The 24,944-nt window shown below is 70.4% G+C and carries 21 protein-coding genes and 1 pseudogene; 10 read left to right on the forward strand and 12 right to left on the reverse strand.

Translation table 11 applies throughout. The features are described from left to right. Positions 1–3 precede the first annotated feature (3 nt). Genes meaB through OG811_RS24725 form a run of 3 tightly spaced genes read right to left on the reverse strand, consistent with a single transcriptional unit; the run spans position 4 to position 4,819 of the window. The gene (gene meaB, locus OG811_RS24715) at positions 4–1,032 is read right to left on the reverse strand and encodes a methylmalonyl Co-A mutase-associated GTPase MeaB (protein WP_406069075.1); all 1,029 of its coding nucleotides are present in this window, start codon (positions 1,030–1,032) and stop codon (positions 4–6) included. Continuing rightward, the gene (gene scpA, locus OG811_RS24720; protein ID WP_406069077.1) at positions 1,029–3,185 is read right to left on the reverse strand and encodes a methylmalonyl-CoA mutase; all 2,157 of its coding nucleotides are present in this window, start codon (positions 3,183–3,185) and stop codon (positions 1,029–1,031) included. Before scpA ends, meaB begins: the two co-directional genes overlap by 4 nt. Continuing rightward, a complete protein-coding gene (locus OG811_RS24725) occupies positions 3,182–4,819 on the reverse strand; it encodes a methylmalonyl-CoA mutase family protein (RefSeq protein WP_406069078.1) in 1,638 nt (545 codons plus the stop codon). Before OG811_RS24725 ends, scpA begins: the two co-directional genes overlap by 4 nt. Positions 4,820–4,931: 112 nt before the next feature. On the opposite strand from OG811_RS24725, the gene OG811_RS24730 reads away from it, so the two are divergent. Further along, on the forward strand, positions 4,932–5,627 hold the full coding sequence (locus OG811_RS24730) for a 4'-phosphopantetheinyl transferase (protein ID WP_406069080.1): 696 nt from the start codon (positions 4,932–4,934) through the stop codon (positions 5,625–5,627). A gap of 132 nt (positions 5,628–5,759) precedes the next feature. On the opposite strand, the gene OG811_RS24735 is transcribed toward OG811_RS24730, so the two are convergent. From OG811_RS24735 to map, 5 genes are all read right to left on the reverse strand, one after another. Further along, the gene (locus tag OG811_RS24735; protein WP_406069082.1) at positions 5,760–6,443 is read right to left on the reverse strand and encodes a TetR/AcrR family transcriptional regulator; all 684 of its coding nucleotides are present in this window, start codon (positions 6,441–6,443) and stop codon (positions 5,760–5,762) included. A 160-nt stretch (positions 6,444–6,603) separates the two neighbouring features. After that, positions 6,604–7,953 carry a cytochrome P450 gene (locus OG811_RS24740; RefSeq protein ID WP_406069083.1) on the reverse strand — a complete coding sequence of 450 codons (1,350 nt, stop codon included), beginning with the start codon at positions 7,951–7,953 and terminating at the stop codon, positions 6,604–6,606. Beyond that, positions 7,950–9,389 (reverse strand): cytochrome P450, encoded by a 1,440-nt coding sequence (locus OG811_RS24745; protein ID WP_406069086.1) that lies wholly within the window; start codon positions 9,387–9,389, stop codon positions 7,950–7,952. Before OG811_RS24745 ends, OG811_RS24740 begins: the two co-directional genes overlap by 4 nt. Then, positions 9,386–10,504 (reverse strand): terpene synthase family protein, encoded by a 1,119-nt coding sequence (locus OG811_RS24750; protein WP_406069087.1) that lies wholly within the window; start codon positions 10,502–10,504, stop codon positions 9,386–9,388. Before OG811_RS24750 ends, OG811_RS24745 begins: the two co-directional genes overlap by 4 nt. A 93-nt stretch (positions 10,505–10,597) precedes the next feature. After that, entirely contained in the window at positions 10,598–11,416 is an 819-nt protein-coding gene (map, locus tag OG811_RS24755) for a type I methionyl aminopeptidase (RefSeq protein WP_406069089.1), read from the reverse strand. A gap of 102 nt (positions 11,417–11,518) precedes the next feature. Between map and OG811_RS24760 the strand changes: the two genes are divergently transcribed. Beyond that, positions 11,519–11,785, forward strand: coding sequence for a helix-turn-helix domain-containing protein (locus OG811_RS24760; protein WP_272618143.1), 267 nt, complete (start codon positions 11,519–11,521; stop codon positions 11,783–11,785). Positions 11,786–12,323: 538 nt separating this feature from the next. Next, positions 12,324–15,320: a glycosyl hydrolase family 95 catalytic domain-containing protein gene (locus OG811_RS24765; RefSeq protein WP_406069091.1), complete on the forward strand. Its 2,997-nt coding sequence runs from the start codon at positions 12,324–12,326 to the stop codon at positions 15,318–15,320. 89 nt (positions 15,321–15,409) lie between these two features. Here the strand turns inward: OG811_RS24765 and OG811_RS24770 are convergent, their stop codons facing one another. Together OG811_RS24770 and OG811_RS24775 are read right to left on the reverse strand one after the other, a co-directional pair. Beyond that, complete coding sequence (locus OG811_RS24770) at positions 15,410–16,123, reverse strand: hypothetical protein (protein WP_406069093.1); 714 nt, start codon at positions 16,121–16,123, stop codon at positions 15,410–15,412. 108 nt (positions 16,124–16,231) lie between these two features. Continuing rightward, positions 16,232–16,336 (reverse strand): annotated as a pseudogene (locus tag OG811_RS24775) (DNA-binding response regulator); the annotation flags it as partial. A 23-nt stretch (positions 16,337–16,359) separates the two neighbouring features. Here OG811_RS24775 and OG811_RS24780 point away from each other — a divergent pair. The 7 genes from OG811_RS24780 (at position 16,360) to OG811_RS24810 (ending at position 22,238) form a co-directional block, all read left to right on the forward strand. Beyond that, the gene (locus tag OG811_RS24780) at positions 16,360–17,265 is read left to right on the forward strand and encodes a multicopper oxidase domain-containing protein (protein ID WP_406069094.1); all 906 of its coding nucleotides are present in this window, start codon (positions 16,360–16,362) and stop codon (positions 17,263–17,265) included. Positions 17,266–17,342: 77 nt separating this feature from the next. Then, a complete protein-coding gene (locus tag OG811_RS24785; RefSeq protein ID WP_406069095.1) occupies positions 17,343–17,615 on the forward strand; it encodes a GlsB/YeaQ/YmgE family stress response membrane protein in 273 nt (90 codons plus the stop codon). Between the two features lie 160 nt (positions 17,616–17,775). Next, the gene (locus OG811_RS24790) at positions 17,776–18,174 is read left to right on the forward strand and encodes a VOC family protein (protein WP_406069097.1); all 399 of its coding nucleotides are present in this window, start codon (positions 17,776–17,778) and stop codon (positions 18,172–18,174) included. Positions 18,175–18,240: 66 nt separating this feature from the next. Further along, a complete protein-coding gene (locus OG811_RS24795) occupies positions 18,241–18,684 on the forward strand; it encodes an OsmC family protein (protein ID WP_406069099.1) in 444 nt (147 codons plus the stop codon). Positions 18,685–18,866: 182 nt separating this feature from the next. Then, entirely contained in the window at positions 18,867–20,279 is a 1,413-nt protein-coding gene (locus OG811_RS24800; protein ID WP_406069101.1) for a non-reducing end alpha-L-arabinofuranosidase family hydrolase, read from the forward strand. Between the two features lie 245 nt (positions 20,280–20,524). Then, positions 20,525–21,139: a dihydrofolate reductase family protein gene (locus OG811_RS24805; RefSeq protein ID WP_406069103.1), complete on the forward strand. Its 615-nt coding sequence runs from the start codon at positions 20,525–20,527 to the stop codon at positions 21,137–21,139. A gap of 205 nt (positions 21,140–21,344) precedes the next feature. Then, on the forward strand, positions 21,345–22,238 hold the full coding sequence (locus OG811_RS24810; RefSeq protein ID WP_406069105.1) for an SGNH/GDSL hydrolase family protein: 894 nt from the start codon (positions 21,345–21,347) through the stop codon (positions 22,236–22,238). Between the two features lie 124 nt (positions 22,239–22,362). On the opposite strand, the gene OG811_RS24815 is transcribed toward OG811_RS24810, so the two are convergent. Continuing rightward, entirely contained in the window at positions 22,363–23,391 is a 1,029-nt protein-coding gene (locus OG811_RS24815) for a glycoside hydrolase family 11 protein (protein ID WP_406069107.1), read from the reverse strand. Positions 23,392–23,795: 404 nt separating this feature from the next. After that, positions 23,796–24,941: an RNA polymerase sigma factor gene (locus OG811_RS24820; protein ID WP_406075898.1), complete on the reverse strand. Its 1,146-nt coding sequence runs from the start codon at positions 24,939–24,941 to the stop codon at positions 23,796–23,798. Positions 24,942–24,944: the final 3 nt, after the last annotated feature.

The following is a 24,944-nucleotide window of genomic DNA, read 5'->3' on the forward strand; positions in this document are numbered from 1 at the left end:
GACTCATTCAACCACCAGGTACATGGTGGATGTCTGTACAGAAGTTGACGTCTTGTGAACCGGGTGTCGCCCGGCGTCACGGAAGGCTGCGGCCAGCCGCTCGCCGGCCTCGGTGGCGGTCGTCGTGCCGGCGTCGACCGCTGAAATGAACTCCTCAGCCAGCGTAGCGACCCTGGCGTCGGCATCGAAGCCGGCCAGAACGGCGGTGCGTGCGGTGGACCACATGCCGGCCACGTCCTGCTCGCGGCGCCGCCGCCGCACCTCGCCCGCGGCGGACCGCTCGGCGAACCGGTCGGTGATGTGCTCCCACAGCTCGGCGACGCCGCTGCCGTCCCGGGCGCTGCAGGTCAGGACCGCTGGCGTGGTGCGGTCGCCGCCCCGGGAGACCAACCGCATCGCCGTGGACAGGTCTCGGGCGGTGGCCTTCCCGGCCGCGACCCGTTCACCGTCCACCTTGTTCACCGCGATCACGTCGACCAGCTCGAGCACACCCATCTTGACGCCCTGCAGCTCGTCGCCGGTGCCGATCGCGGCGACTAGCACGAAGGTGTCGACGAGCGCCGCGACGGCGGTCTCCGACTGGCCCACGCCGACGGTCTCGATCAGCACAATGTCGTAACCGGCAGCCTCGACCACCGCGATCGCGGCCCGGGTGCCCGGCGCCACCCCGCCGAGCCGTCCGGCCGACGGTGAGGAGCGGACGAAGGCGTCCGGGTGTGCGGCCAGGCCGCTCATCCGGGTGGCGTCGCCCAGCAGGCTGCCGCCGGTGCGCTCGGACGACGGATCGACGGTCAGCACGGCGACCCGGCGCCCACCGTCGGCGATCATCGTGCCGAGCCGGTCGATGAGCGTCGACTTCCCGGCGCCCGGAACGCCGGAGATGCCGATCCGGTGGGCGCGGCCGGTGTACGGCGCCAGTTCGGCCAGCAGGGCGCGGGCCGCAGCCCGGTCGTCCGGCCGGGTCGACTCCACCAGGGTGATCGCCCGCGCGACGGCCGCCCGGGAGCCGGCCAGCGTCTCGGCGGCGCTCACCACGCCCGGCCGGCCGCCGGCTCGCGTAGCAGTTCCAGCAACCGCATCGCGACGCCGGCCAGCGGCGTGCCCGGACCGAAGATGTCCACGGCGCCGGCCGCGCGCAGCGTCTCGTGGTCGGCTGCCGGGACGACGCCGCCGACCACCACGAGGATGTCCGGCCGACCCAGCTCGGTGAGCGCCCGGCGCAGCTCAGGCACCAGGGACGCGTGGCCGCCGGCGAGCGAGCTGATCCCGACCACGTGCACGTCCGCGTCGACCGCCTGCCGCGCGACCTCGCCCGGAGTCTGGAACAGCGGTCCCACGTCGATGTCGAAGCCGAGGTCGGCGAGCCCGCTGGCGACCACCTTCTGGCCCCGGTCGTGACCGTCCTGGCCGGCCTTCGCGACCAGCATCCGCGGCCGCCGACCGGTCGTCTCGGCGAACTCGGTGGTGGCGGCCCGTGCGGCAGCGACGGCGGCGTCCGAGACGGTCCCGCCCGCATAGACGCCGGAGACCGTTCGGGGCGTGGCGGCGTACCGCCCGAACACCGATTCCAGCCGGGCCGACATCTCGCCGACCGTGGCACCGGCTCGGGCCGCCTCGACGGCGCAGAACAGCAGGTTCCCCGGGCCGGCGTCGGCGCCGGCGGGCGTGGTGGCGGCCCGCGCCAACGCGTCGAGCGCCGACCTGCAGGCGGCCTCGTCGCGGTCCATCCGCAGCCGCGCCAGGCGGTCCTGCTGTGTCCGCCGGACCGCCGCGTTGTCGATGCGCAGCACCTCGACGGCCGGCTCCTGCTCGACCCGGTGCACGTTGACGCCCACCACGGGCCGTTGCCCGGAGTCGATCCGCGCCTGTGTCCGGCTGGCCGCCTCCTCGATGCGCTGCTTGGGCAGTCCCAGCTCGATCGCGCGGGCCATCCCGCCGGCTGCCGCGATCTCGTCGAGGTGGCTGCGGGTCCGGTCGATCAGGTCGGCGGTGAGCCGCTCCACGTAGTGGCTGCCGCCCCACGGGTCGACCACCCGGGTGGCGCCGGTCTCGTGACGCAGCACCAGTTGGGTGTCCCGGGCGATGCGCGCCGAGACGTCGGTCGGCAGCGCGAGCGCCTCGTCGAACGCGTTCGTGTGCAGCGACTGGGTGTGTCCCTGGCCGGCGGCCATGGCCTCGATGCAGGTGCGCGCCACATTGTTGTAGACGTCCTGCGCGGTGAGCGACCAGCCGGACGTCTGACAGTGCGCCCGCAGGCTCAGCGCCCGCGGATCGGTCACGCCCGCGTCGCGGGCCAGGCCGGCCCAGAGCATCCGCCCGGCCCGCAGCTTGGCGACCTCCATGAAGAAGTCCATGCCGACCGCCCAGAAGAAGGACAGCTGGCGGGCGACCCGGTTGACGTCCAGCCCCGCGTCCCGTGCGGCCGCAAGATATTCGAGACCGTCGGCCAGCGTGTAGGCCAGCTCCAGATCGGCCGGCGCGCCCGCCTCATGCATGTGGTAGCCGGAGATCGAGATGGAGTTGAATCGCGGCATCCGGGCCGAGGTGTAGGCGAAGATGTCCGCCACGATCCGCATCGAGGGCCCAGGCGGATAGATGTAGGTGTTGCGGACGATGAACTCTTTGAGGATGTCGTTCTGGATCGTGCCGGCCAGCTTCTCCGGCGGCACGCCCTGCTCCTCGGCGGCGACGATGTAGAGCGCGAGGATCGGCAGCACCGCGCCGTTCATGGTCATCGAGACGCTGGTGCGGTCCAGCGGGATGCCTCCGAAGAGCACGCGCATGTCCAGCAGAGAGTCGATCGCCACCCCGGCCATGCCCACGTCGCCGGCGGCACGCGGGTGGTCCGAGTCGTACCCACGGTGGGTGGGCAGGTCGAACGCGACCGACAGGCCGGTCTGCCCGGCAGCGAGATTGCGCCGGTAGAAGGCGTTGGACTCCTCGGCGGTGGAGAACCCGGCGTACTGCCGGATGGTCCACGGCTGCGTGGTGTACATCGTCGGGTAGGGACCGCGCCGGTACGGCGGCTCGCCCGGCAGCCCGCGCAGATCGAGGCCGGCGACCTCCGCGGCGGTGTAGTGCCCGGCCACCAGGATGCCTTCCGGGGTCTCGGCCGGTGGGCCGGCGACCGCGGAGGCACCGGCGTCCGGCTCGCCGAGGTCGATCCGGGTGAAGTCGGGGATCACTGTGCCGCTCCCAAGTCGTCGAGGAGGCCGTCGAGTCCGGCGACAACGTCCTGCCCTTGCCGGAAAGGGCCGTCGGCGAAGGTCCGGATCCTCCGGACGCCGATCGCGCGCAACCGGTCGACGGCCGAGCGGATGGCCTCGTCGCCGACGCTGCCCGTCCCGCACAGCAGAGCGACCGGCGCCGGCCCGGCGGGCCACCCGGGCACACCGGTCAGGCCGCCGGCGGCGAGCACCTGCCCGGCGAGGCCGGCGTCCGAGCTCGCGGTCGCCGAGTCGAGCAGGACCAGCGGGATCTTCGGTGAGCCGGCCGCCTCGGCCCGGTCGCGGACCCGCTCGAAGTCTGCCGCGTGGCGATGGCCGGCGGGGGCCGCCGCGCTGCGGGGCCGCTCCTCGTCGAGCGCGACGTACCGGTTGACCCCGACGATCGTGCGGCTCAACTGGCGTACCTGCTGCCGGCGTTGCTCCGCGGTGGCCGCCAGGCGCTCGGTCAGCATGCCGTCGGCCAGCGAGGCGACCGGGCCGCCGTTGCTCTCCAGCTTCTGGAACCAGTCCCACCCGGCGGCGGCGAGGTCGCGGGTCAGCCGTTCCGCGTACCAGGACCCGGCTGCCGGATCGTGCACCCGGGCGGCCTGCGCCTCCAGCCGCAGGATCGCCTGGGTGGTACGGGTGAGCCGCTGCGCCTGCGCACCGGACCGGCCCAGGCAGGCGTCGAACGGCCGGACGGTGAGCGCGTCGGCGCCGCCGGCGACCGCGGCGAACGCGGCTACCGTCGTCCGGACGAGGTTGTTCCACGGTGCCCGGGCGGTCATCATCGCCCGTGAGGTGACGGCGTGCTGCCACTGTCGGGCCGGCGCCACCCCGCAGACCGCGCCGACGCGTGCCCACAGCAGCCGGGCGGCGCGCAGCTTGGCGATCTCGACGAACTGGTCCGCGCCCACCGCGTACCGGAACTCGATCTGCTCGAACGCCGCCTGCACCGGCAGGCCGCCCTCGGTGAGCGCCCGCAGGTAGGCGACCCCGGTGGCGAGCGCCGAACCCAACTCGTCGGCCTCCCCGCCGCCCACGTCGTGGAACGCCGTGCCGTCCACGACGATCGACCGCAGGCCCGGCCGGTTCGCGCACCGGCCGGCGAGCGCGGCGAGCATGGCCAGGTCGGGCGTGCCGCCCTGGCGCACGGCCAGGCCGATCGGGTCGGCGCCGAGGTTTCCGCGCACCGGTTCCGGCTGGGTGAGCAGCGCCTCCGCTGCCTCCGCGTTGCGCTCGCCGGCCTCCAGCACGATGGCGGTGCCGGCGGCCCGCAGGGTGGGCAGGATCGCGCGCAGCACCGCCGGCTCCGGCGACTCGAGCCAGACCGACGTGACGCCGGCCGCGATGTCGGCGGCGAGGGCCTCGCCCAGATCCGGATCGGTGGCGTCGTGGTGGGGCCGCACGTCCCAGCCGCCCGGCGTCGGCGGCGTGCCCAACGCGGGGGCGGGCGGCCCGGCCAGGTGCAGCGGCGCGATGGTGGTGCCGTTGTCGGTCGTGGTGGCGAGGAGCCGGTCGACGTCCTCGGGGGCGTGCTGCGGCCCGGCCCGGCCGGCCTTCTGCAGGACCGCCAGGGCCATCGTCCGCCAATGGTCCAGGTCATCGGTCATCGGGTGCTCCTCGTCGGGATGGTCCGCACCGACCATGGCGGGCGGCGCTCGACTCCGGCTTGAGCGGCTCGGCCGCAGTGGCGCTCAAGCGCTGGACCGTACGGTCGGTGGCGTGCCGCACACGATGACCGCAGACCTGTTCCCGGCCGGCGTCGTCGCCGTCGAGGCGTTCGACGACGCCGAGCCGGCGCCGCTCTTCCCCGAGGAAGAGCGGCTCATCGCCGGGGCCGGCTCGAAGCGCCGCACCGAGTTCGCCACCGCCCGCCGCTGTGCCCGGGAGGCCCTGGCGGGTCTCGGCTGCCCGCCCGCCCCGGTGCTGCCCGGTGAGGGGGGCGCCCCGACCTGGCCAGCCGGTGTGGTCGGCAGCATCACGCACTGCGTCGGCTACCGGCTGGTCGCTGTCGCACCGGCCTCGACACTGTGGACGCTGGGCGTGGACGCCGAGCCGAACGAGCCGCTGCCGCCGGGCCTGCTCGGCTGCGTCGCCTCCGCACCGGAGCGCGTCGCCGTCACCGCCCTGCTGGCCTCCGACCCGTCCGTCCGCTGGGACCGGCTGCTGTTCTGCGCCAAGGAGGCGGTCTACAAGGTCTGGTTCCCGCTGACCCGGCAACCGCTGGACTTCACCGGGGCGGTCGTCACCATCGACGCGGCCGGCCGGACCTTCGACGCCCGCCTCACGGTGCCCGGCCCACGGCTGGACGGCCGCGAGGTGACCGGGTTCACCGGCCGCTGGCTGGCCCACCGGGGCCTGCTCGTCGCGGCTCTGGCCACCCTGGTCCGCGACCCGGCGACGACCCGGGCCGGCTGAGCCGAGCGGTGGTGCGCGACCGGGCGCTCCGCCGGCCGGCCGGCGCTGCCCGGCGACGCGGAGCCGGGACCTGGAGCGCTACCTCCGGTTCGGGATCGACCTGATCGTGGCCGGGTTGAGGCGTACGCGGCGTCAGGCGGTAAGGCCAGCCAGCGTGGCGGCCTTACCCAGCTGGAAGGCGAAGAAGCCGCGCCGGTCCCGGTCGACCGAGTTGGTGAGCTGGCCGAAGAGCTCGGCGTTGACCGCGCCGCAGAGCATGAAGAACATCGCCGCGCTGTCGGCGACGAGCCGCGGCGGCATGTCGTCGCCGAGCCGGGCCGCGACGGCGGCCAGTTCCTCGGCGTACTCGCCGGTGAGCGGCTCGCCGAGCTCCAGGAGCCCGGCCCGCAGCGCCTCCTTGAGCACCCGCCCGATCAGCAGGATGACCCGGACGCCGGGCCCGATGGTGTCCTCCGGCGCGCGGTAGCCGGGCACCGGGCTGCCGTAGATCAGCGCCCACTCGTGCGGCGCCGCCAGGGCCCAGTCGCGGACGGCGTGCCCGACGGCGAGCCAGCGCTCCAGCCCCGGCTCGGCCTTCTCGGCGGCGCTCTCGGCGCTCTCGCCAAGCGCGTCGTACGCGTCGATGATCAGCGCGGTGAGCAGGTCGTCGCGGCTGGGGAAGTAGCGGTAGACGGCGGACGACGCCATGCCCATGTCCCGGGCGACGGCGCGCAGCGACAGGTTGGAGCCTTCGGCGGCCAGGTGGCGCCAGGCCACCGCCTTGAGCTCCTTGACCATTTCGGCCCGGACCCGGGCGCGGACCCCCGACGCCTTCATAGTGATCGACCGTAGCACATCGAGAGCACTGCTCTGATTCGGAGCGCTCGACCTTGACTGGGGTCCATGTCCGAGGATCCTCGGACATGGCTGACGCCAACGGATCGGCGGTTCGGTGATCGGCGTGGGGCAGTCCTGGTGCGGGGCATCCTGAGACGCGTCATCGCTCACCAACCAGAGTCTCGAGGGACGGGCGTGGCTCCGGCGTCATCAGCACTCTGGTGGTGCCCAGCGAGGCGCGGGCCACCGGGCGGACGACCGTTCCTGGCACCGGCCGGAGTTGGAACCGGGAGGCGACGGAAGCGACCGTGAGCACGAGTTCGGTCAACGCGACCTCCTCGCCGATGCACTTGCGGTTGCCGGCCCCGAACGGCAGCAGTGCCGCCCGGGCGGCCGGCGACGGTGTACGCCACCGGTCCGGATCGAAGCGCAGCGGATCCGGGAAGACGTCCGGGTCGTGGTGCCGTTGGTAAGGGCTGAAGAGCACCGTCGCGCCCCGGGGCACCGGATGGCCGGCAAGTTTCGTGTCGCAGGTCGCCACCCGCGTCAGCAACCAGGCCGGTGGAAAGAGCCGTAGCGCCTCCAGCGCGACGCGCTGCGTCTGCGGCAACGCGGCCAGGTGCGCGGGCTGCGCCGGGCCGCCGGCGAGCACGTCGTCCACCTCGGTGTGCACCGCCCGCTCCACCTCAGGATGGCTGCCCAACAGATGGAATATTGTCGTCAACGCCTGTCCGGGTGGCTCGGTGCCCCCGATGAGCAGCGTCATGACCTGATCGTGGATTTCCTCGTCGCCGAGCGCGGAGTCGCCGTGCGCCTGGACGAGGATCGACAGGACGTCGCCGTGATCCTGCCCAGAGTTGCGATACGCCTCGACGGTGCCTTCGATGATCCGGTGCATCGTCGCCCGGGCCCGCTCGAAGCGCCGGTTGACCGGCAGCGGCAGTTCGTGTGCCCAGGACACCGGGACGATCATTCGCTGGTACACCCCGCGCATGATCACCGGCAGGGCGGCGACGACCTCCGCGACGGCCCGTTCATCGAGCTGCGAGCCGAACATCGTACGGGCCGCGCCGCGCAGGGCCAGGGTGTGCATGGTGTGCCCCACGTCCAGGGGGCGGCCCGGGCGCCACCCGGCGATCTCCGACTCGACCTGCTCGCTCATCAGGGCGGCGTAGCCGTGGATCCGTTGTGCCGCGAAGGCAGGCTGCACGAGCCGGCGCTGCCGGCGGTGCGTGTTGAAGTCGGAGCTGACCAGCCCGTCGCCGACGATCAGCCGCGCCTTTGCGAACAGCGGGCCGCCCTTGTCGAAGGTGCGCGGCTCGTGCAGCACCTGGGCCACCGCCGCGGCGCCGCAGGCCAGGAAGGCTCGCTGTCGGCCGAGCCGCAGGGTCATCACCTCGGCCTGGCCGGTCGTCTCACGCAGGAACGCCAGTGGTCGACGCCACAGTTGCATGGCGTGGCCGGCCAGCGGCAGCCCGTGTGGAGCCTCGGGCGCCGACGCGCCGATCATGACTGTCCGGCGTGGAACGGGCAGCCGGTCGAACCGGGCATCCCGTCGTCGGGTGCCGCCGGCCGTGTTGCCCGTATCGGGCGCTGGGTCAGGGTCATCGGCATCGGCCCCGGGCCGAGCGTGGCTTCGGGTAGGCGCCTGCGTGGGGCACCCGACGTCATCCGTATCGACCAACGGCTGGCGATGGTGGCGACCAGTAGTCTCGCCTCGTTGAGCGCGAACTGGTCCCCGATGCACTTGCGGTTGCCCATGATGAAGGGCTGCATCGCGTTCTGGGTGACCGAGTCAGCCCGCTCGGGCAGCCAGCGGTCGGGGTCGAAGCGCTCCGGATCGGTGAACAGCTCCGGATTGTGGTGCAACAGGTACGGGCTGAGCAGAATGATGCTGCCCTGGGGCAGGGGGTGCCCGCCGAGTTCGGTGTCCCGAGTCGTCGTCCTGGTCAGGAGCCAGACCGGCGGCCGGAGGCGAAGCGTCTCGCGCAGGACCCGGTCCAGGTAGGTCAGCTTCGGGATGTCCTCGAACGCCGGCGACCGGCCACCCAGCACCTCGTCGACCTCCGCCTGGAGCCCTCGCTCCACCTCGGGGTGCTCGCTGATCAGTAGCAGCGCCGAACTGATGGCGTTGGCGGTGGTCTCCATGCCGCCCGCCAGCAGGGTCATCACCTGCTGGTGGACCTCGAACTCGGACATCGGCTGACCGGTATCCGGGTCGACCGAGTTGATCAGGATGGACATGAGGTCGCCGTGGTCGACGCCGGACTCCCGGTATTGCCCGATGGTCTCCTCGACGACATCGCGCATCCGCTGGTGGGCCAGCTCGAACTGACGGTTCTCGCGGGTCGGCAGCTTCTCGAGCAGAGCCGTCGGGGCGACCATCCGCTTGTACACACCGCGGTTGATGATCGGCATGCACTCCTGGACCTCGTCCGCGGCGTGGTTGCTCACCGGGTTGGTGAACATGGTTCGCGCGGCGATCCGCAGCGTCACCCGGTGCATCTCGTCGCGGATGTCCACCTGCTGCCCATCACGCCAGCCCGCGAGCAGCGTGTCGATCTCGTCCCGCATGACCTCCGCGTACCCGGGCATCCGCGTGCGATGGAAGCCCGGCTGCATCATTCGCCGTTGCCGGCGGTGCGGCTCCCACGTGGCCGCGAACAACCCCTGGCCGACCAGTTCGTCGGCCTTGTCGAACAGCGGCCCACCCTTGTCGAAGGTCCGGGGCTCACGGAGCACGCGCTGGATCAGGTCCGGGCTGCACACCAGCACGGCTGGGCGTCGGCCCAGCCGCACTTCGACGAGGTCGCCGTAGCAGGGAAGTTCGGTGAGGAACTGCTGCGGCCGGCGGGCCAGCGGAATCGCGTGACCGAGCAGCGGCAACGCGTTGGGCGCTACGGCATAGCGCGCGGTGCGCGCCGGACCGGACGAGGTGATGCTCACGAGGAGGCTCCCTTCGTTGGTTGACGAGGCGGGGGTGCCGGCGCGGCCCGGAAGCGGTCTATCGGAGCGGACAGGCTGAGCCAGCCGGAGGTGCTGCCGTCCCACACCGAGCCGTCGCCGAAGTAGCGCGGCGTCAGATACTCGAACTCCTGGCTTCCGCCGATCAGGTGGTCCAGCCCGGACAGGTACGCCCGGACGTCCCGGTCGTTGCCGTGCGGGCCGTTGAGCACCTCGTCACGGGCGGCGATGTAGGCGCGCTCGTGGTGCTCGACAAGCTCGCACAGTCGGTCGACCGCCTCCTGCTGGCCCAGCCCCTCGTGCTCAGACAGGACGCGCATCGTGGTCATGGTGTCGCGGTCGGCGTACTCCTTGCGCCACGACAGCAGGTCGTTGACGATGATGAGTTGCCGCATGCCGTGGTGGTGCGCCTTGTCGAACACGCCCTGGGCGGCCAACTCGCTCATGTCCACTTCGGCGGCGTACTCGGTGAACAGTTCGAGGAACTCGCAGCCGAAGCTGCCCATCCGCACCCGCATGCAGGTCTCGAGATCGGGGACCCGGCCGGAGAGCTTGACCGAGATCTCGGTCGCGCAGCCGTCGAGGAACGACTTCAGGCTGCGCACCAGCCGGGTGACCTGGTGCGGGCTCATGCCTGGCCGGATCCGCCGCCAGAGATCCTGAGCGGCCCGGCCGTACGCCGTTGACGCCGCACCGCCGCTGCCGTCCGTCCCGACGTCGGCCATGATCGCTGAGAACGCCTCGCGAGCGGCATCGGAGTCGGCGCCCAGCGCCGTCTCGTCGGAGACGAAGCTGTCGATGACGGTGACGAACTGGTACCAGTCGGCGATGTTTTGTGCTCGGGCCGGGTCGGCGTACGGAACGGTGATCGGGCCGTAGATGCCGTTGCGCTGGCGCAGGAAGACCAGCAGCATCGCTTCGTCGGCGAAGCACTCACCGAGCATCCGGCGTACCCAACCGTTGGACACGATCTCGATGCGCGCGGCCTGCGGATGATAGGAGACCGGCAGCAACCGTGGCAGCGGTGGCAGGTAGAAGTCATCGGGCTCGGTCGTCCGCAGGGTCGCGGACAGGACCGTCAGCGATGTCTGGGTCATGTTGGGCAGTGTCCTGCGTTGCCCTAAAGAAGCGCTTAGGCCGAACCGTTGCCGGACCGCCGGTCAACTGCCGATGCCGCAGAGCGGCGCTCGTCAGGACGCCGCGGCCGACTGCCCACTGCGGTTGCCCGGGCTCGTGGCGTGCCCGGGGCGGCGGGTCAACACCCGGGGGCCGGCCTTGGTGATCGCGACGGTGTGCTCGGAATGGGCCGTCCGCGAGCCGTCCGCGGACCGGATCGTCCACCCGTCCTCATCAAATTTAATCTTGCCGGTGCTGCGGCAGAACCACGGCTCGATCGCGAGCGTCAGGCCGGGCTTGAGCTTCATGCCCCGGCCCGGGCGGCCGTCGTTGGGCACGTGTGGGGCCTCGTGCATGGTGCGGCCGATGCCGTGCCCGCCGAATTCGTCGTTGACCTGGTAGCCGTAGCGGTGGGCGACCCCGCCGATGGCGGCGGAGATGTCGCCGAGCTGATTGCCCGGCCGCGCGGCGTCGATCCCGGCCTCCAGCGCGACCTCGGTGGCCTCGATCAGCTTCAGGTCATCCGCGGCGGGAGTGCCGATGATGACGGACAGCGCGGAGTCGGCGACCCAGCCGTCGACCCCGACCGCCATGTCGATGCTCAGCAGGTCACCGTCGCGCAGGGCGTAGTTGCGCGGTAGGCCGTGCAGCACGGCGTCGTTGACCGAGAGGCACAGGACGTTACGGAACGGGCCCCGGCCGAACGACGGCGTGTAGTCCCAGTAGCAGGACTCGGCGCCACGCTCCTTGATCCGGCGGCGGGCGTGGTGCTCAAGGTCCATCAGGTTGACCCCGACGGCGGCAACCTCACGCAGCTCCGCCAGCAGTTCGCCGACGAACTGGCCGGTCACGGCCATCCGATCGATCTCCTCGGCGGACTTAAGTTCGATCACGATCAGCCCTTCCCTCTCGTTGCGGTATATTTATACCACGCTGGTCGGGGCGTCCGGCGGGTCGGCATTGCCGGCCTGCGAAGGCGGATCTATCCTGCTCACATGGTCCGCCCACCGCTCACGCCCGAACAGATCGCAGCGGGGCAACGTCTCGGAGCGGCGCTTCGGGTCGCGCGAGGTAACCGCAGTCCCGTCGAGGTGGCCCTGGCGGCCGGCATCTCGCCGGAGACGCTGCGCAAGATCGAGGTGGGCCGGCTCCCGGCTCCCGCGTTCGGCACCGTGGTCTGCCTCAGTGAGGTCCTCGGCGTCGCGCTCAGCGACCTCGCCGAGGTGTGGCTGGCCGACCTACGCCTCCGCGAGGCGTCCTGAGGGCTGGTTGAGGCCACCGCTCCTGCTTCCACCGCAGTTTTGCGGCTCAGCCCCGGTGGCTGCGATCGGAGGCTGGAAGACGTTCACGCGGGTGGCGAACCCGGACGCCCGGCAGTGCGGCGACCACGCACCCCAGTGCCACGAGCCCTGGTCGTAGTCGCACGGGTTCCGCCGGCCACGGACGTCCGGAAAGATCCACGACGACCTCGTCAGCTCGCCCCCGTACATCTGATGTCTGTGGGCCTGAAGCGGCGCCCGTCGGCTTCCTTCCGGTGACCCACGCTGCGGCGCCGCATCGGTCCGCTGCTGCGGCTCTGGCAATGCGCTGTGCTGACCGGGTCAGACGGTGGGAATTCCACCCATCGATCGACCGTTGCCTATTCTGTGGCTCCGGAGTAACCTTCGCGCAACACATCAGACGTCTGGCTGACTCAGGGCCTGGCCTCGGCCTCCTCAGCGAGGTCGGCGTTGGCGCCACCAAGCGGGTAGTTGTTGTCACGCTTCGGGGTGGCCGGATCGGTCACCGTTTGGAGGATCGATGTCAGACCTGACCCGACGGCAAGCCCTCAGGATGGGCGCGGCCGGGGCGGGCGGCGCCCTGCTGCCGCTGCCCTGGACCGCCGTGGCCCGAGGAGACTCGGTGGCGCCGCCGCAGGTGCTGGCCGCCGGGGACCTGGCGCTCTGGTACGACAAGGCCGCCGGCACCGACTGGCTCCGTGCGCTGCCGATCGGCAACGGTCGGCTCGGCGCCATGGTCTTCGGTAACGCCGACACGGAACGACTTCAGCTCAACGAGGACACCGTCTGGGCCGGCGGCCCCCACGACCCCAGCAACCCCAGAGGTCTGGGGGCGCTGCCGGAGATCCGGCGGCTGGTCAACGCCAACCAGTGGACCCAGGCCCAGGACCTCATCAACCAGAACATGATGGGCAACCCCGGCGGTCAGCTGGCCTACCAGACCGTCGGCAACCTCCGGCTCGCCTTCCCCGCCTCCGGCGGGGCGTCGCAGTACGACCGGCAGTTGGACCTCACCACCGCGACCACCTCCGTGACGTACGTGATGAACGGCGTCCGATACCAGCGTGAGGTGTTCGCCAGCGCACCGGACCAGGTCATCGCGATGCGGCTGACCGCCGACCGGTCCGCTTCGATCACCTTCACCGCCACCTTCGACAGCCCGCAGCGCACCACGGTGTCCAGCCCGGACGGCACCACGGTCGCCCTCGACGGTGTCTCCGGCAACCAGGAGGGCGTCACCGGCGCGGTTCGCTTCCTCGCGTTGGCGAACGCCACCGTCAGCGGCGGTACCGTGTCCAGCTCCGGCGGCACCCTGCGGGTGACCAACGCCACCAGCGTGACCCTGTTGATTTCCATCGGCTCCAGCTACGTCAACTACCGCAATGTCGGTGGCGACTACCAGGGCATCGCGCGACGGCACCTCACCGCGGCGCGGGCCAGCAGCTACGACCAGCTGCGCAGTCGGCACGTGGCCGACTACCAGGCACTGTTCGGGCGGGTCAGCCTCGACCTGGGCCGCACCTCCGCGGCCGACCAGACGACCGACGTCCGGATCGCCCAGCACAACAGCGTCAACGACCCGCAGTTCTCGGCGCTGTTGTTCCAGTTCGGCCGGTACCTGCTGATCTCGTCCTCGCGGCCCGGCACCCAGCCGGCCAACCTGCAGGGCATCTGGAACGACTCGCTGACCCCATCCTGGGACTCGAAATACACGATCAACGCCAACCTGCCGATGAACTACTGGCCGGCCAACACGACCAACCTGTCGGAGTGTCACGGCCCGGTGTTCGACATGGTCAGGGACCTGTCGGTCGCTGGCGTCCGCACCGCGCAGCTGCAGTACGGCGCTGGTGGCTGGGTCACCCACCACAACACGGACGCGTGGCGAGCCACCTCGGTGGTGGACGGCGCTTTCTGGGGCATGTGGCAGACCGGCGGCGCATGGCTGAGCACATTGATCTGGGACCACTACCTGTTCAACGGTGACATCGAGTTCCTGCGGGCGAACTACCCGGCCATGAAGGGCGCCGCGCAGTTCTTCCTGGACACCCTGGTGACCGAGCCGACCCTCGGCTACCTGGTGACCAACCCGTCGAACTCACCGGAGCTCGGCCACCACGCGAACGCCAGCGTGTGTGCCGGCCCCACGATGGACAACCAGATCCTGCGGGACCTCTTCGACGGGTGCGCCCGCGCGAGCGAGATCCTCAACGTGGACAGCACGTTCCGGGCCCAGGTCCGGGCCACCCGGGACCGGCTCGCGCCCATGAAGGTCGGCTCGCGCGGCAACATCCAGGAGTGGCTCTACGACTGGGTGGAGACCGAGCCCAACCACCGGCACATCTCGCACCTGTACGGTCTGGCCCCCAGCAACCAGATCACCAAGCGGGGCACGCCGCAGCTGTTCGAGGCAGCACGGCGGACGCTGGAACTGCGCGGCGACGACGGAACGGGCTGGTCGTTGGCCTGGAAAATCAACTTCTGGGCCCGGATGGAGGAAGGCAAGCGGGCCCACGACCTGATCCGCTACCTCGCCACACCCGCCCGGCTCGCGCCCAACATGTTCGACCTGCACCCGCCCTTCCAGATCGACGGCAACTTCGGCGCCACCGCCGGCATTGCCGAAATGCTGCTACAGAGCCACGCCGGCGAACTGCACATCCTGCCCGCACTGCCGCCTGCCTGGCCGAGCGGCCGGGTGACCGGCCTGCGGGGTCGGGGCGGGCACACGGTCGGTATCACGTGGAGCAACGGGCAGGCCAGCGAGGTTCTCATCCGGCCGGACCGCGCCGGGGCTGTCCGCCTGCGCGGCCGGCTCTTCACCGGCAACCTCACGGTGGTCGACACCGCCGACGGTACGCCGGCCCGGACCACCCGGATCGAGACCGACCTCGTCGAGGTCACCGTGCAGGCGGGGCGTACCTACCGGGCCACCAGTTCGGGCAGCACCACACCGACGCTGGAGCAGAGCTTCAGCAACGCCGGCATCACCAACGACACCAACACCGGCGCCGGGAACTTCGACGGCAACGGGGCCACGCTCTCCGCACAGGCCCTGGCCCAGGCCGGCGTCACCCCGGGCAGCACGGTGAGCCGCAACGGAGTCAACTTCCGCTGGCCGAACGTCAGCCCCGGCGTCGCCGACAACGCCATCGCCTCGGGGCAGTCCATCAGTGTGACCGGCACCGGCCGTACGCTCGGTTTCCTCGCGACCGGCACCTACGGGGCCGTCTCGGGGACCGGCGCGGTGGTCTACGCCGACGGCACGCGCCAGACGTTCACGCTCAGCACGCCCGACTGGTACGGGGGACCACATGCCGGCGGGACCGCCGCCGTCGTGACCGCGTACCAGAACCGGCCCGGCAACCAGCGTCAGGCCACCGCCGCCTGCATCTACTACGTGGGGGTCGCCTTGCAGAGCAAGGCGGTGGCCCGGGTCGAGTTGCCCAACATCAGCGCGCGGCCCGCGGCCAACGTGCCGACGATGCACATCTTCGCCATCGCGATCGGGGCCTGACGGGTCGGAACCTCCGTGCCGCAGGAGTATCCGCGCTCGCACCTGTCCGACCGGGACAGGCGCGAGCGCGGATACCGCGTCTGCCGTCCTCAGACCAGGAAATGTTCCCGCATCCTCGCGCCCAGATTGATGTCACCTACCGCCCGAGGGCCAGCGGGGTCGTGCACGGCGAGGGTGTTGTTGCGGCGCATCAGCTCACGGACCGGAGGTGGCAGCCGGGGAGGGTCGTCCAGGGCGGCGAGGACCTGTCCGGCGCTCGTGATCAGTCGATCGGCGAGGGCGGCGGCGTCGGTGTCCACCCGCACCCGGCCGTACTCCCAACCAGCGGTGGTGAGGTCAAGCACCTCGAACACGCGCGTCAGGAGCGGATTCGGGTCGGTCACCCGGTCGAGCCGGCGCGCCTGGCTGCCGAGGACCGCCACGGCGGCGGTCACCTGCGCGTAGGGGTGAAAGCCGGACGGCAACGCGAACAGTGGCCACCGCAGGGCCGGACCCGCCTCCCTCCACAGCGGCCGGTAGTTGCGGCGGTGCACCAGGAGCCGTCGGCCCGTCCGTCGGTGTACGTCGTGGGCCTGGGCCTGTAGGTCCGCGTGGGCCTCGTCGGCGACCTGACTCACGATCCGGGCCGCGACCACCAACCCGTCGTCGCTGTGCAGCGTTCCGGTGAGCGCTTCGACCTGCTCGGAAAACCGGATCTGCGTGTGGGCGCCGTATCGGTGCTGGACGTCCTGTAGCAGCGCGTGCTGTCGGCCGGGATCGAGCTGGACCCGCCCACCTCCCAGCAACCGCCGGAGCCAACGCATGTCGCCTCGTTTCAGCAGAGCCGTCGCCGATCGCGGCAATGTTAGTGCGTCGGACCTCCCTCATGTGCCGAAGGGGTGGCTATTCGGCCTTTCTGACCATGATGGAGGTCAGGGGCGACGCGGCGTGACCAGTCCCGACTCGTACGCCCACACGACCAGCTGGGCACGGTCGCGGCAGTGCAGCTTGGTCATCGCCCGGTTGACGTGTGTCCGACCGTCCGCGAAGGGGAGCCGGCATGACCGTCGGCTCGCTGCTCACGGCCGACCTTGTGATCACGGTCCTCGCGGTCGCCGGGTGGCTGGGCGGCGGTGCCGCGTCGGCTGCCCGGCGCCGTCCGCTCGCGCTGGGGCTGGCCGCCTTCGCGCTGCTCGCCACGCTCGCCCGCGCTGTCACGATCACCGCGCTCGCCCGCGCCGGCTGGTGGTTCGCGGCGGAGAAGGTCCTCGTCGCCGCTCCACTGTCGCTCGCGGCGGTGGTCGTCGCCGGATCGCGGCTGCTGCGGCCCCGGGGCGACATCCGGTCCGTCGCGGTCCCGCTTCTTTTCGCCGGGTACGCCGTGAGCGGCGGCCTGCTCGTCACGGTCCTGCACGGCTATCCGGCGTCTGCGGGCGTAGGGCTGCTCGCGGTCGCCGGGGTCGTTGCGGCGACCGCCGTTACGTGGCGCGTGCTCGGCCGGCGTCCGTCCCGGACGGTGTCCCGGGCGTCTCTCGTGGTGGCGGTCGCGGCGCTGGTGACCGGAACCGAACTGACCGCCGCCCCGGGCGCCGCTCCCGGCGTACCCCATGATCATGAATGTCGGGATGTGCGGGCCGTGGGCGAACCGACCAGGCGGTTCACCCTGACGGCCGGGACCGCCACGGTGAGCGTGAGCGGCCGGGACGTCGCGGCGTGGGCGTTCAACGCGCAGGTCCCCGGGCCGGAGTTGACCGCCACCGTCGGCGACGTCCTGGAGGTGACGCTGCACAACCGGGACATCGCGCGGGGCGTCACGCTGCACTGGCACGGGTACGACGTGCCGAACAGTCAGGACGGGGTGCCCGGCGTGACGCAGGCGGCGGTGTTGCCCGGACAGGAGTTCGTCTATCGGTTCCGTGCCGAGCAGACCGGGACGTACTGGTACCACACGCACGCGGTCTCGTGATCCTGCGTGCCGGGTTTGGTAATTAGTTGCCTGGGGCAATAGGGGGGCGACGACAAATCCTCTGGAGGACGGCTCTCGTGGAAGTTTCGGGTTTCTTCACCGCAATCATCATCGGCCTGATCATCGGCGCGCTCGGCCGGCTGGTCGTACCGGGCAAGCAGAACATCCCCATCTGGCTGACCCTGCTCATCGGTGTGGTCGCCGCGATCCTCGGCACGCTCGTCGCCGGCGCCCTCGGCGTCGCGGACACCAGCGGGGTCGACTGGATCGAGCTGCTTATCCAGGTCGTCTTCGCCGCCATCGGTGTGGCGATCGCCGCCGGCGTCTACGGCCGCCGCCGCGTGCACTGATCTTCGCGCCATTGCCCGGCCCGATCCCGTTCAACGGGATCGGGCCGGCGCCCGTTGTGCGGGCGGACGCCGCGGTCCGGCGCGGGGGAGCGGCAGCACACGTGCCAGGGTGTTCTGGGCAGCGGGAACGGCCCGATGCTCCCGTATGACAGAGTGGTCCATGCCCTTGAGTGCGCATCACCTCAGAACGTCGATCGCCGTGTCGGACATTCAGAAGGCAGTCGCGTTCTACGAAGGCAAACTGGGGCTACCGGCGCTGCAGTCCGGCCCCAGCGCAGCCGTCGTCGACGGCAGCCGCGTCTACGGTTCTGGTGGCGGGCCGGCGCTGAACGTGTACCAGTCGGTCACCGCCGGGAAGACCCCGGCGACACTGGCGACGTGGTACGTCGACGACATCGACCAGATCGTTGACGAGCTCGCCTCGTCCGGCGTCGAGTTCATCCGCTACGACCAGTTGGAACACGATGCCAAGGGGATCACTGCGCGGGCCGGCGGTGGCCGTATCGCGTGGTTCCAGGATCTGGACGGCAACACCTTCGCCCTCGAAGCCGACGTCTGATCCCCGGTCGGGGGATGCGGCAGGCCGGTGGCTCGGGTGCCAGCAGGCCTGGGTAGTTTCCCTGTCATGAGTGAGGACACCTTCCGCTCGGTGGAGATCGAGCGAACCAGCGTGGGGAACTACGTCGCGCGGAATGTTCGCGGCGGGTCGATGTCGTTCGGCACGGGCGAGGACGCCAGCTTCACGCCGGTGGAACTGCTTCTGGCTGCCATCGGCGGCTGCAGTGCGGTAGACGTGGACTACATCACCAGCCGCCGTGCCGAGCCGATCCAGTTCTCCGTCGAGGTGACTGGCGACAAGATCCGGGACGAGGCCGGGGGAAACCGGATGCAGAACCTCAGGGTCGAGTTCACCGTGACGTTCCCGGTGGGCGCGGACGGCGACAGGGCGCGCGAAGCGCTGCCCAGGTCACTGCAGCAGTCGCATGATCGACTGTGCACCGTCTCCCGTACCGTCGAACTTGGCACTCCCGTCTCGGTCGTCGAGGCTGCTGGATCCACCAGGGACTGAGGTGGCGTTGCGCGCCCTGAACGGGTTGACGTTGCGGTCGGGTGATCGTCTCTGAGCACGTCTGACGGATCGAGGTTGAGGGTATGGGAGCGCTCCCGTAACATACCTGATGCGGCCTGTTAACGCTCACAACACTGAGCCCCGTCAATGTGTTGGCCGCCATCCCGTCAGGAGGGTGTTATATGGCCAGATCCAAAGCCACCAATGTAGGCCTGATCTCGGCCGGCGCCGCTTTACTGGTGTCGGCGACGGTTGTCGTAGCGCTGCCGGCTGGGGCCGCGGCCGCGGGCTGCTCGGTGAACTATGCCGTGTCGTCGCAGTGGCAGGGCGGGTTCGGTGCCAACGTGTCGGTCACCAACCTGGGTGATCCGTTGACCAGTTGGACGTTGACGTGGTCGTACGGCGCCGGGCAGACGGTGACGCAGGCATGGAACACGTCGTTGACGCAGAGCGGCTCGGCGGTGACCGCCAAGAACGTGAGTTACAACGGTTCGGTCCCGACCAACGGTACGGTGTCGTTCGGCTTCAACGGGGCGTGGGCGGGCAGCAACCCGGCGCCGACGAGCTTCGCCCTGAACGGTGTGACGTGTACCGGTAGCACGACGCCGACGACCCCACCCCCGACCACGCCACCCCCGACGACGCCCCCGCCGACGACCCCACCCCCGACGACGCCGCCGCCGGGCACGTGCAACCTCCCGTCGACGTACCGCTGGTCGTCGACGGGCTCGCTGGCGAACCCGAAGTCGGGGTGGGTGTCGCTCAAGGACTTCACCGTCGCCCCCTACAACGGTCGGCAGCTCGTCTACGCGACGACGCACGACTTCGGGTCGAGCTGGGGTTCGATGAACTTCGGCCTCTTCACGAACTACTCGGAGATGGCGTCAGCCAGCCAGAATACGATGAACTCTGCCACTGTCGCGCCGTCGCTGTTCTACTTCGCGCCGCGCAACATCTGGGTGTTGGCCTACCAGTGGGGTGGCACGGCGTTCTCCTACCGGACCTCGACCGACCCGACCAACCCGAATGGGTGGTCCGGGGCGCAGCCGCTGTTCACCGGAAGCATCTCCGGTTCCGGCACCGGGCCGATCGATCAGGCGGTCATCGGTGACGACCAGAACATGTACCTGTTCTTCGCTGGCGACAACGGCAAGATCTACCGGGCCAGCATGCCGATCGGGAACTTCCCGGGCAGCTTCGGCTCCAACTACACGACCATCATGAGCGACTCGACGAACAACCTCTTCGAGGCCGTTCAGGTCTACAAGCTCCAGGGCCAGAACCGGTACCTGATGCTCGTCGAGGCGATCGGCTCGCAGGGTCGCTACTTCCGTTCCTTCACGGCCGCCAGCCTGGGTGGTTCGTGGACGCCGCAGGCCACGTCCGAGAGCAACCCGTTCGCCGGCAAGGCCAACAGCGGCGCCACCTGGACCAACGACATCAGCCACGGCGAACTGCTGCGGACCAACGCGGACCAGACCATGACCATTGATCCCTGCAACCTGCAACTGCTCTACCAGGGCCGTTCCCCCAGCTCCGGCGGCGACTACGGCCTCCTGCCGTACCGGCCGGGCCTGCTGACCCTGCAACGCTGACGGCCAGGACACTGGTCCACCTCGGGTGCTCCGGCCCGTGATCGGGATCGAGTGGAACTAACGGGCGGGCTCGGTGAAGACCGAGCCCGCCCGCGGTCCCTGCGTTTGCTGACAGCGTTCGGCCACGAAGGACTGAGCTCGAAACGGCGAACTCTTCATCGGGACGGACCGGTGGCTGGCCGATGAGTTTGGGATGATGCACCGGTCGACCTACCGACATCACCTGACTCGAAGGGAGCACCGCGATGGCAAAGGTCATCTCCACGCTGTTCATCTCGGCCGACGGTGTGGCCGAGATCGACCCTGATTGGCACTTCCCGTACTTCGACGAAAACATGGGTCGCGCCGTCTCCGAGGACTACGACGCCGCTGACGTGCTGCTCATCGGGCGCGAGACCTACGGCAGCTTCGCCGGAGCCTGGCCCGAGCGTGAGGCCGCGGGTGGCGACGACGCACCGTTCGCCAAGCAACTCGGGGACGTTCGCAAGGTCGTCGTCTCGCGCCAGCCGTTGGAGTTCTCCTGGCGCAACTCGGAGCTGATCAAGGGCGATCTCCTCGAGGCCGTCTCCGCGCTCAAGGCCGATGCCGGCAGCCGAGGCATCCTCATCCCGGGGTCGATCTCCGTGGTACAGCAACTGCTCGCCGCAGGGCTGGTCGACGAGCTGCGCCTTCTGGTGCACCCGGTGGCAGCGCGTAAGGGCCGCAAGCTGTTCGACGAGGGCGATGCGGCCTACCACCTGCGACTGGTGGCAACGGAGGTGTTCCCGACGGGCGTACTGCGAGTGATCTACGCGCCGGGCGCGGCACCGGGCAAGGCCGGTTACGACGATGTCAAGGACCAGCTATCGGCAGACAACTAGTTACCGTCGCAAGGAGGCCGCTCACGGGTCCAGGCCGTCCTGGGCCCGGCTGTTGGACGACATCGGCGTTCCCGGTGCGCCGCAAGCACGGCACGCTCCCACTCCCCGGAACAGGATTTAGTGAGGGCCATCGATATTGACGTGGCGCGTCGGCGGCGACAGGATCTCGGCATCACCACCACCGTGATCCCCGCTGGGAGACGCCATGACCCGTCCTCGCCTGCCCCTCCTGCGGGCAGCCACCCGGTTGGCCGCACTCGCCGCAGCCACCGCGGGCGTGCTGCTCACCGTCGCCGCACCCGCCAGCGCCGCCGTGCCCGCCGGCCGCTACGTCTCGCTCGGCGACTCGTACGCCGCCGGTCCGCTGATCCCCACCCAGGTGGACCTGAACTGCCTACGGTCCAACCGCAACTTCCCGTCGCTGGTCGCAGCGTCCGCCGGCTCGTCGTCGTTCGCCGACGTGAGCTGTTCCGGGGCCACCACGGACGACATCCTCTACGGTGGCAGCGGCCAGCTGGGCATCGCGGTGCCACCGCAGCTCAGCGCGGTCACCTCGAACACGGCGCTGGTGACGGTGCAGATCGGCGGCAACGACATCAGCTTCTCCGGCATCATCGGCGACTGTGCGGAGGCGAGCCTCAGCAGCCCGCTCGGGTCCCCGTGCAAGAACCGGTACACCGCCGGAGGCATCGACCAGTTGCAGGCGAGGATCGTCGCCGCCACACCGAAGGTGACCGCCGTGCTGCGGGCGGTCCGCCAGGCCGCGCCGGGCGCGCGGGTCGTGGTGCTCGGGTACCCGGCGATCCTGCCGGACACCGGTTACGGCTGCTGGCCCGTCGTCCCGATCGCCTACCAGGACGTGCCGTACCTGCGGGGCATCGAAAAGTCGCTGAACGCGATGTTGGCCAGCGCCGCTGGCGCCAACGGCGCCACCTACGCCGACGTCTACACCCCGTCGATCGGACGCGACGCGTGCAAGGGCAGCGGCACCCGGTGGGTCGAGGGACTGGTGCCACAGAACTCGGCCGCACCGTTCCACCCGAACGCTCGGGGCGAGCAGGGCATGGCCAACGCTCTGCTCGCCACGTTGAACAGCTGACCACACCGCAGTCGGTAAAGCCGGCCCCGTCGCGCAGCGGGGGGAGTAGTTACCCGTAACACCCAGTCTGGCGTGGCGGCCGTGGCCGCCACGCCAGACGTGCGGTGTCAGGAGCTGGTCGGGGTCAGCCGATGCGGCAGGTGACCGTCGGCCAGGTCCAGTTGCCGTTGGCCATGACCGTTATCCCGAAGTTGTTGCCGTTGCCGTTCGGTCTGGCGGTGACGGTTCCGCTCGTGCCGCTGACGGAGGCGTTCCAGCTGTTCTGCAAACTCTGGCCGCCGCCGAGGCCGAGGGTGACGACCCAGTTGTTGGTGCCGCTGACCGCGACGTTGAGATTGAACCGGTCGCCCCACTGCTGGCCGGCGGACAGCGTCGCGTTGCAGTTGCCGTTCCCCGGCGGGTTGGTGGTGGTGGTGGGGCCCGGGTCGCTGCCACCGCCTTCCCTGACGGTGATGTCGGAGCTGCCGCTGCTCTGGTAGCCCTCGGTGGCCATGATCTGGTAGCTGTGGTTGCTGCCGAGGTTCAAGCCGGCCCGGGCCCAGGCGTCGAAGTGGTTGGCGGTGGTGATGGTGCCACTCGAGCGCTTCTGCTGGCGGACGCTCCAGTACTGGTAGAACGTCTGGTTGCCGTCGATCGACGGGGCGTTGACCCGCTGGCTGCGGAGGATGTCGTAGGTGCCGCCGTCAGTGGTGACCGTGCCCATCCGGGTGGCGCCGCTGCTCGGGTTGTAGCTACCGAAGTTCTCCACCACGTAGTACTCGATGAGCGGGTTGCGCGTCCATCCGTACAGGGCGAGGTAGGTGTTGTTGTTGCCCGGGTTGTAGCTGCCCGAGTAGGTGACCGTCCGTCGGTTGCCGGTGGCCCAACCCTTGCCGCCGACCCAGTTGTTGGTGCTCCTGTCCCAACTGCTGGAGTATCGGCCGTCGGCGCGCAGCGTCATGCTGGCGTTGCCGCTGTCCTTCCAGAACGAGAAGTAGTAACCGTTGTGCGTGCCGGTGGTGTTCGAGCTGACCGTCCGATCGGCCTCGGCGTACGCGTTGGTGGCCGTCATCGTGCCCGCGACGGCCAGTACAGCGGCGCAGGCGGCGCCGAGGAGTAGCCGGATTCGGCCGCGCCTACTCGTTCTGGTGGGGGTGTGGTGGGTGTCGATCATGTGCCTGTTTCCTCCTCGTGACGGCTGGCGGGACGCCAGCAGCGCGGCACGACCCGGCAGGCTGTCGGTGGCCGGGTGACGGCCATCGGGCAATCGGCGTCGCACCGTGTGGTGGTGGTTGGCCGGTCGTCCTGCGCGACGACCGGAGGAGTGGGTCGCGGTGGCTGGCATTGACGGTGATTGAACGCCGTCGATGGGGACCGTATTAACACGGCCGTCGACTTGTCAATATTTTCCGGAAACATTGGGGCAGTCTCGTGCTGGCGGCCGATCTCGCGCAGCAAGGTATCAACACTGGTCATTAGTCGATCAGGGTTCAGGGCGATGACGCCAGCGCCCCGAGGTGTTGATTGCGATCCCGGGTACGAGCCGCCGAAATTTCCGGAGATTCTCTCGGACCGAAATCAGCGGTGTCGGCGGGCATTGAGCCGGGCGGCTTGGCGTGTCAGGTGGTCGCGTTCGGCGAGGTTGGTGGCCTTCTGGGCCGCCTCGGCGTACAGCCGTGCCGCCGTTGCCGCATCGCCGTCGCGCTCGTGCAGGTACGCCGCCACCGCCGCGTAGCGGGGCAGTGCGTCGTTCAGCGCCGCGAGCGCCGCCAGGCCGGCGCGCGGGCCGTCGGCCTCGCCGACGGCGACCGCGCGATTGAGTCGAACGACCGGGCTGTCGGTCAGGCGCGCGAGTTCGTCGTACCACTCGACGATCTGCACCCAGTCGGTCTCCTCGGCGGTCGGCGCGTCAGCGTGCAGTGCCGCGATGGCGGCCTGGGCCTGGAACTCGCCCAGCCGGTCGCGGGCGAGGGCCGCCTGAAGGATCTCGACGCCCTCGGCAATCGAGGTGGTGTCCCACCGGCGGCGATCCTGCTCGGCGAGCGGCACCAGGCTGCCGTCGAGCGCGGTCCGGGCGGCGCGTCGGGCATGGTGAAGCAGCATGAGGGCGAGCAGCCCCGCCACCTCAGGGTGGTCGATCGCGGCCGCGAGCTGACGGGCGAGCCGGATGGCCTCGGCGGCGAGGTCGACGTCGCCGGAGTAGCCCTCGTTGAAGACCAGGTAGAGGACGCGCAGCACGGTGGCGACGTCGCCGGGCTGGTCGAACCGCACTCCGGAGACGGTGCGTTTGGCCCGGCTGATGCGCTGCGCCATGGTCGCCTCGGGCACCAGGTAGGCGTGGGCGATCTGGCGTGTGGTCAGGCCGCCGACGGCGCGCAGCGTGAGCGCGACCGCGGACGACGGCGTCAGCGACGGGTGGGCGCACAGGAAGTAGAGCTGGAGCGTGTCGTCCACCGCTGGCGAGGGCCCGGGCGCTGGCTCCTCGTCGGCGAGGTCCTCACGCCGGCGGCGGGCGGCGTCCGACCGGGTCGTGTCGAGGAACCGGCGCCAGGCCACGGTGACCAGCCAGCCCTTCGGGTCCCGGGGTGGGTCGTCCGGCCAGACGCGGACCGCCTCGACCAGCGCGTCCTGCAAGGCGTCCTCGGCCGCCGCGAAGGTGACTCCGCGGCGGACGAGGACGCCGAGGACGCTCGGCGTGAGGCTCCGGAGCAGGACCTCGTTCACTGC

Source organism: Micromonospora sp. NBC_01638, assembly GCF_045209745.1.
Lineage (GTDB): Bacteria > Actinomycetota > Actinomycetes > Mycobacteriales > Micromonosporaceae > Micromonospora.

What these genes read in the sequence shown, in the direction of transcription:
- OG811_RS24760 (WP_272618143.1), top strand. Translation starts at nt 11,519, where the DNA reads ATGGTCCGCCCACCGCTCACGCCCGAACAGATCGCAGCGGGGCAACGT.
- OG811_RS24750 (WP_406069087.1), bottom strand. Translation starts at nt 10,504, where the DNA reads ATGACCCAGACATCGCTGACGGTCCTGTCCGCGACCCTGCGGACGACC.
- OG811_RS24765 (WP_406069091.1), top strand. Translation starts at nt 12,324, where the DNA reads ATGTCAGACCTGACCCGACGGCAAGCCCTCAGGATGGGCGCGGCCGGG.
- OG811_RS24780 (WP_406069094.1), top strand. Translation starts at nt 16,360, where the DNA reads ATGACCGTCGGCTCGCTGCTCACGGCCGACCTTGTGATCACGGTCCTC.
- OG811_RS24790 (WP_406069097.1), top strand. Translation starts at nt 17,776, where the DNA reads ATGCCCTTGAGTGCGCATCACCTCAGAACGTCGATCGCCGTGTCGGAC.
- OG811_RS24735 (WP_406069082.1), bottom strand. Translation starts at nt 6,443, where the DNA reads ATGAAGGCGTCGGGGGTCCGCGCCCGGGTCCGGGCCGAAATGGTCAAG.
- OG811_RS24740 (WP_406069083.1), bottom strand. Translation starts at nt 7,953, where the DNA reads ATGATCGGCGCGTCGGCGCCCGAGGCTCCACACGGGCTGCCGCTGGCC.
- OG811_RS24770 (WP_406069093.1), bottom strand. Translation starts at nt 16,123, where the DNA reads ATGCGTTGGCTCCGGCGGTTGCTGGGAGGTGGGCGGGTCCAGCTCGAT.
- OG811_RS24725 (WP_406069078.1), bottom strand. Translation starts at nt 4,819, where the DNA reads ATGACCGATGACCTGGACCATTGGCGGACGATGGCCCTGGCGGTCCTG.
- OG811_RS24815 (WP_406069107.1), bottom strand. Translation starts at nt 23,391, where the DNA reads ATGATCGACACCCACCACACCCCCACCAGAACGAGTAGGCGCGGCCGA.
- OG811_RS24795 (WP_406069099.1), top strand. Translation starts at nt 18,241, where the DNA reads ATGAGTGAGGACACCTTCCGCTCGGTGGAGATCGAGCGAACCAGCGTG.
- OG811_RS24810 (WP_406069105.1), top strand. Translation starts at nt 21,345, where the DNA reads ATGACCCGTCCTCGCCTGCCCCTCCTGCGGGCAGCCACCCGGTTGGCC.
- OG811_RS24805 (WP_406069103.1), top strand. Translation starts at nt 20,525, where the DNA reads ATGGCAAAGGTCATCTCCACGCTGTTCATCTCGGCCGACGGTGTGGCC.
- OG811_RS24800 (WP_406069101.1), top strand. Translation starts at nt 18,867, where the DNA reads ATGGCCAGATCCAAAGCCACCAATGTAGGCCTGATCTCGGCCGGCGCC.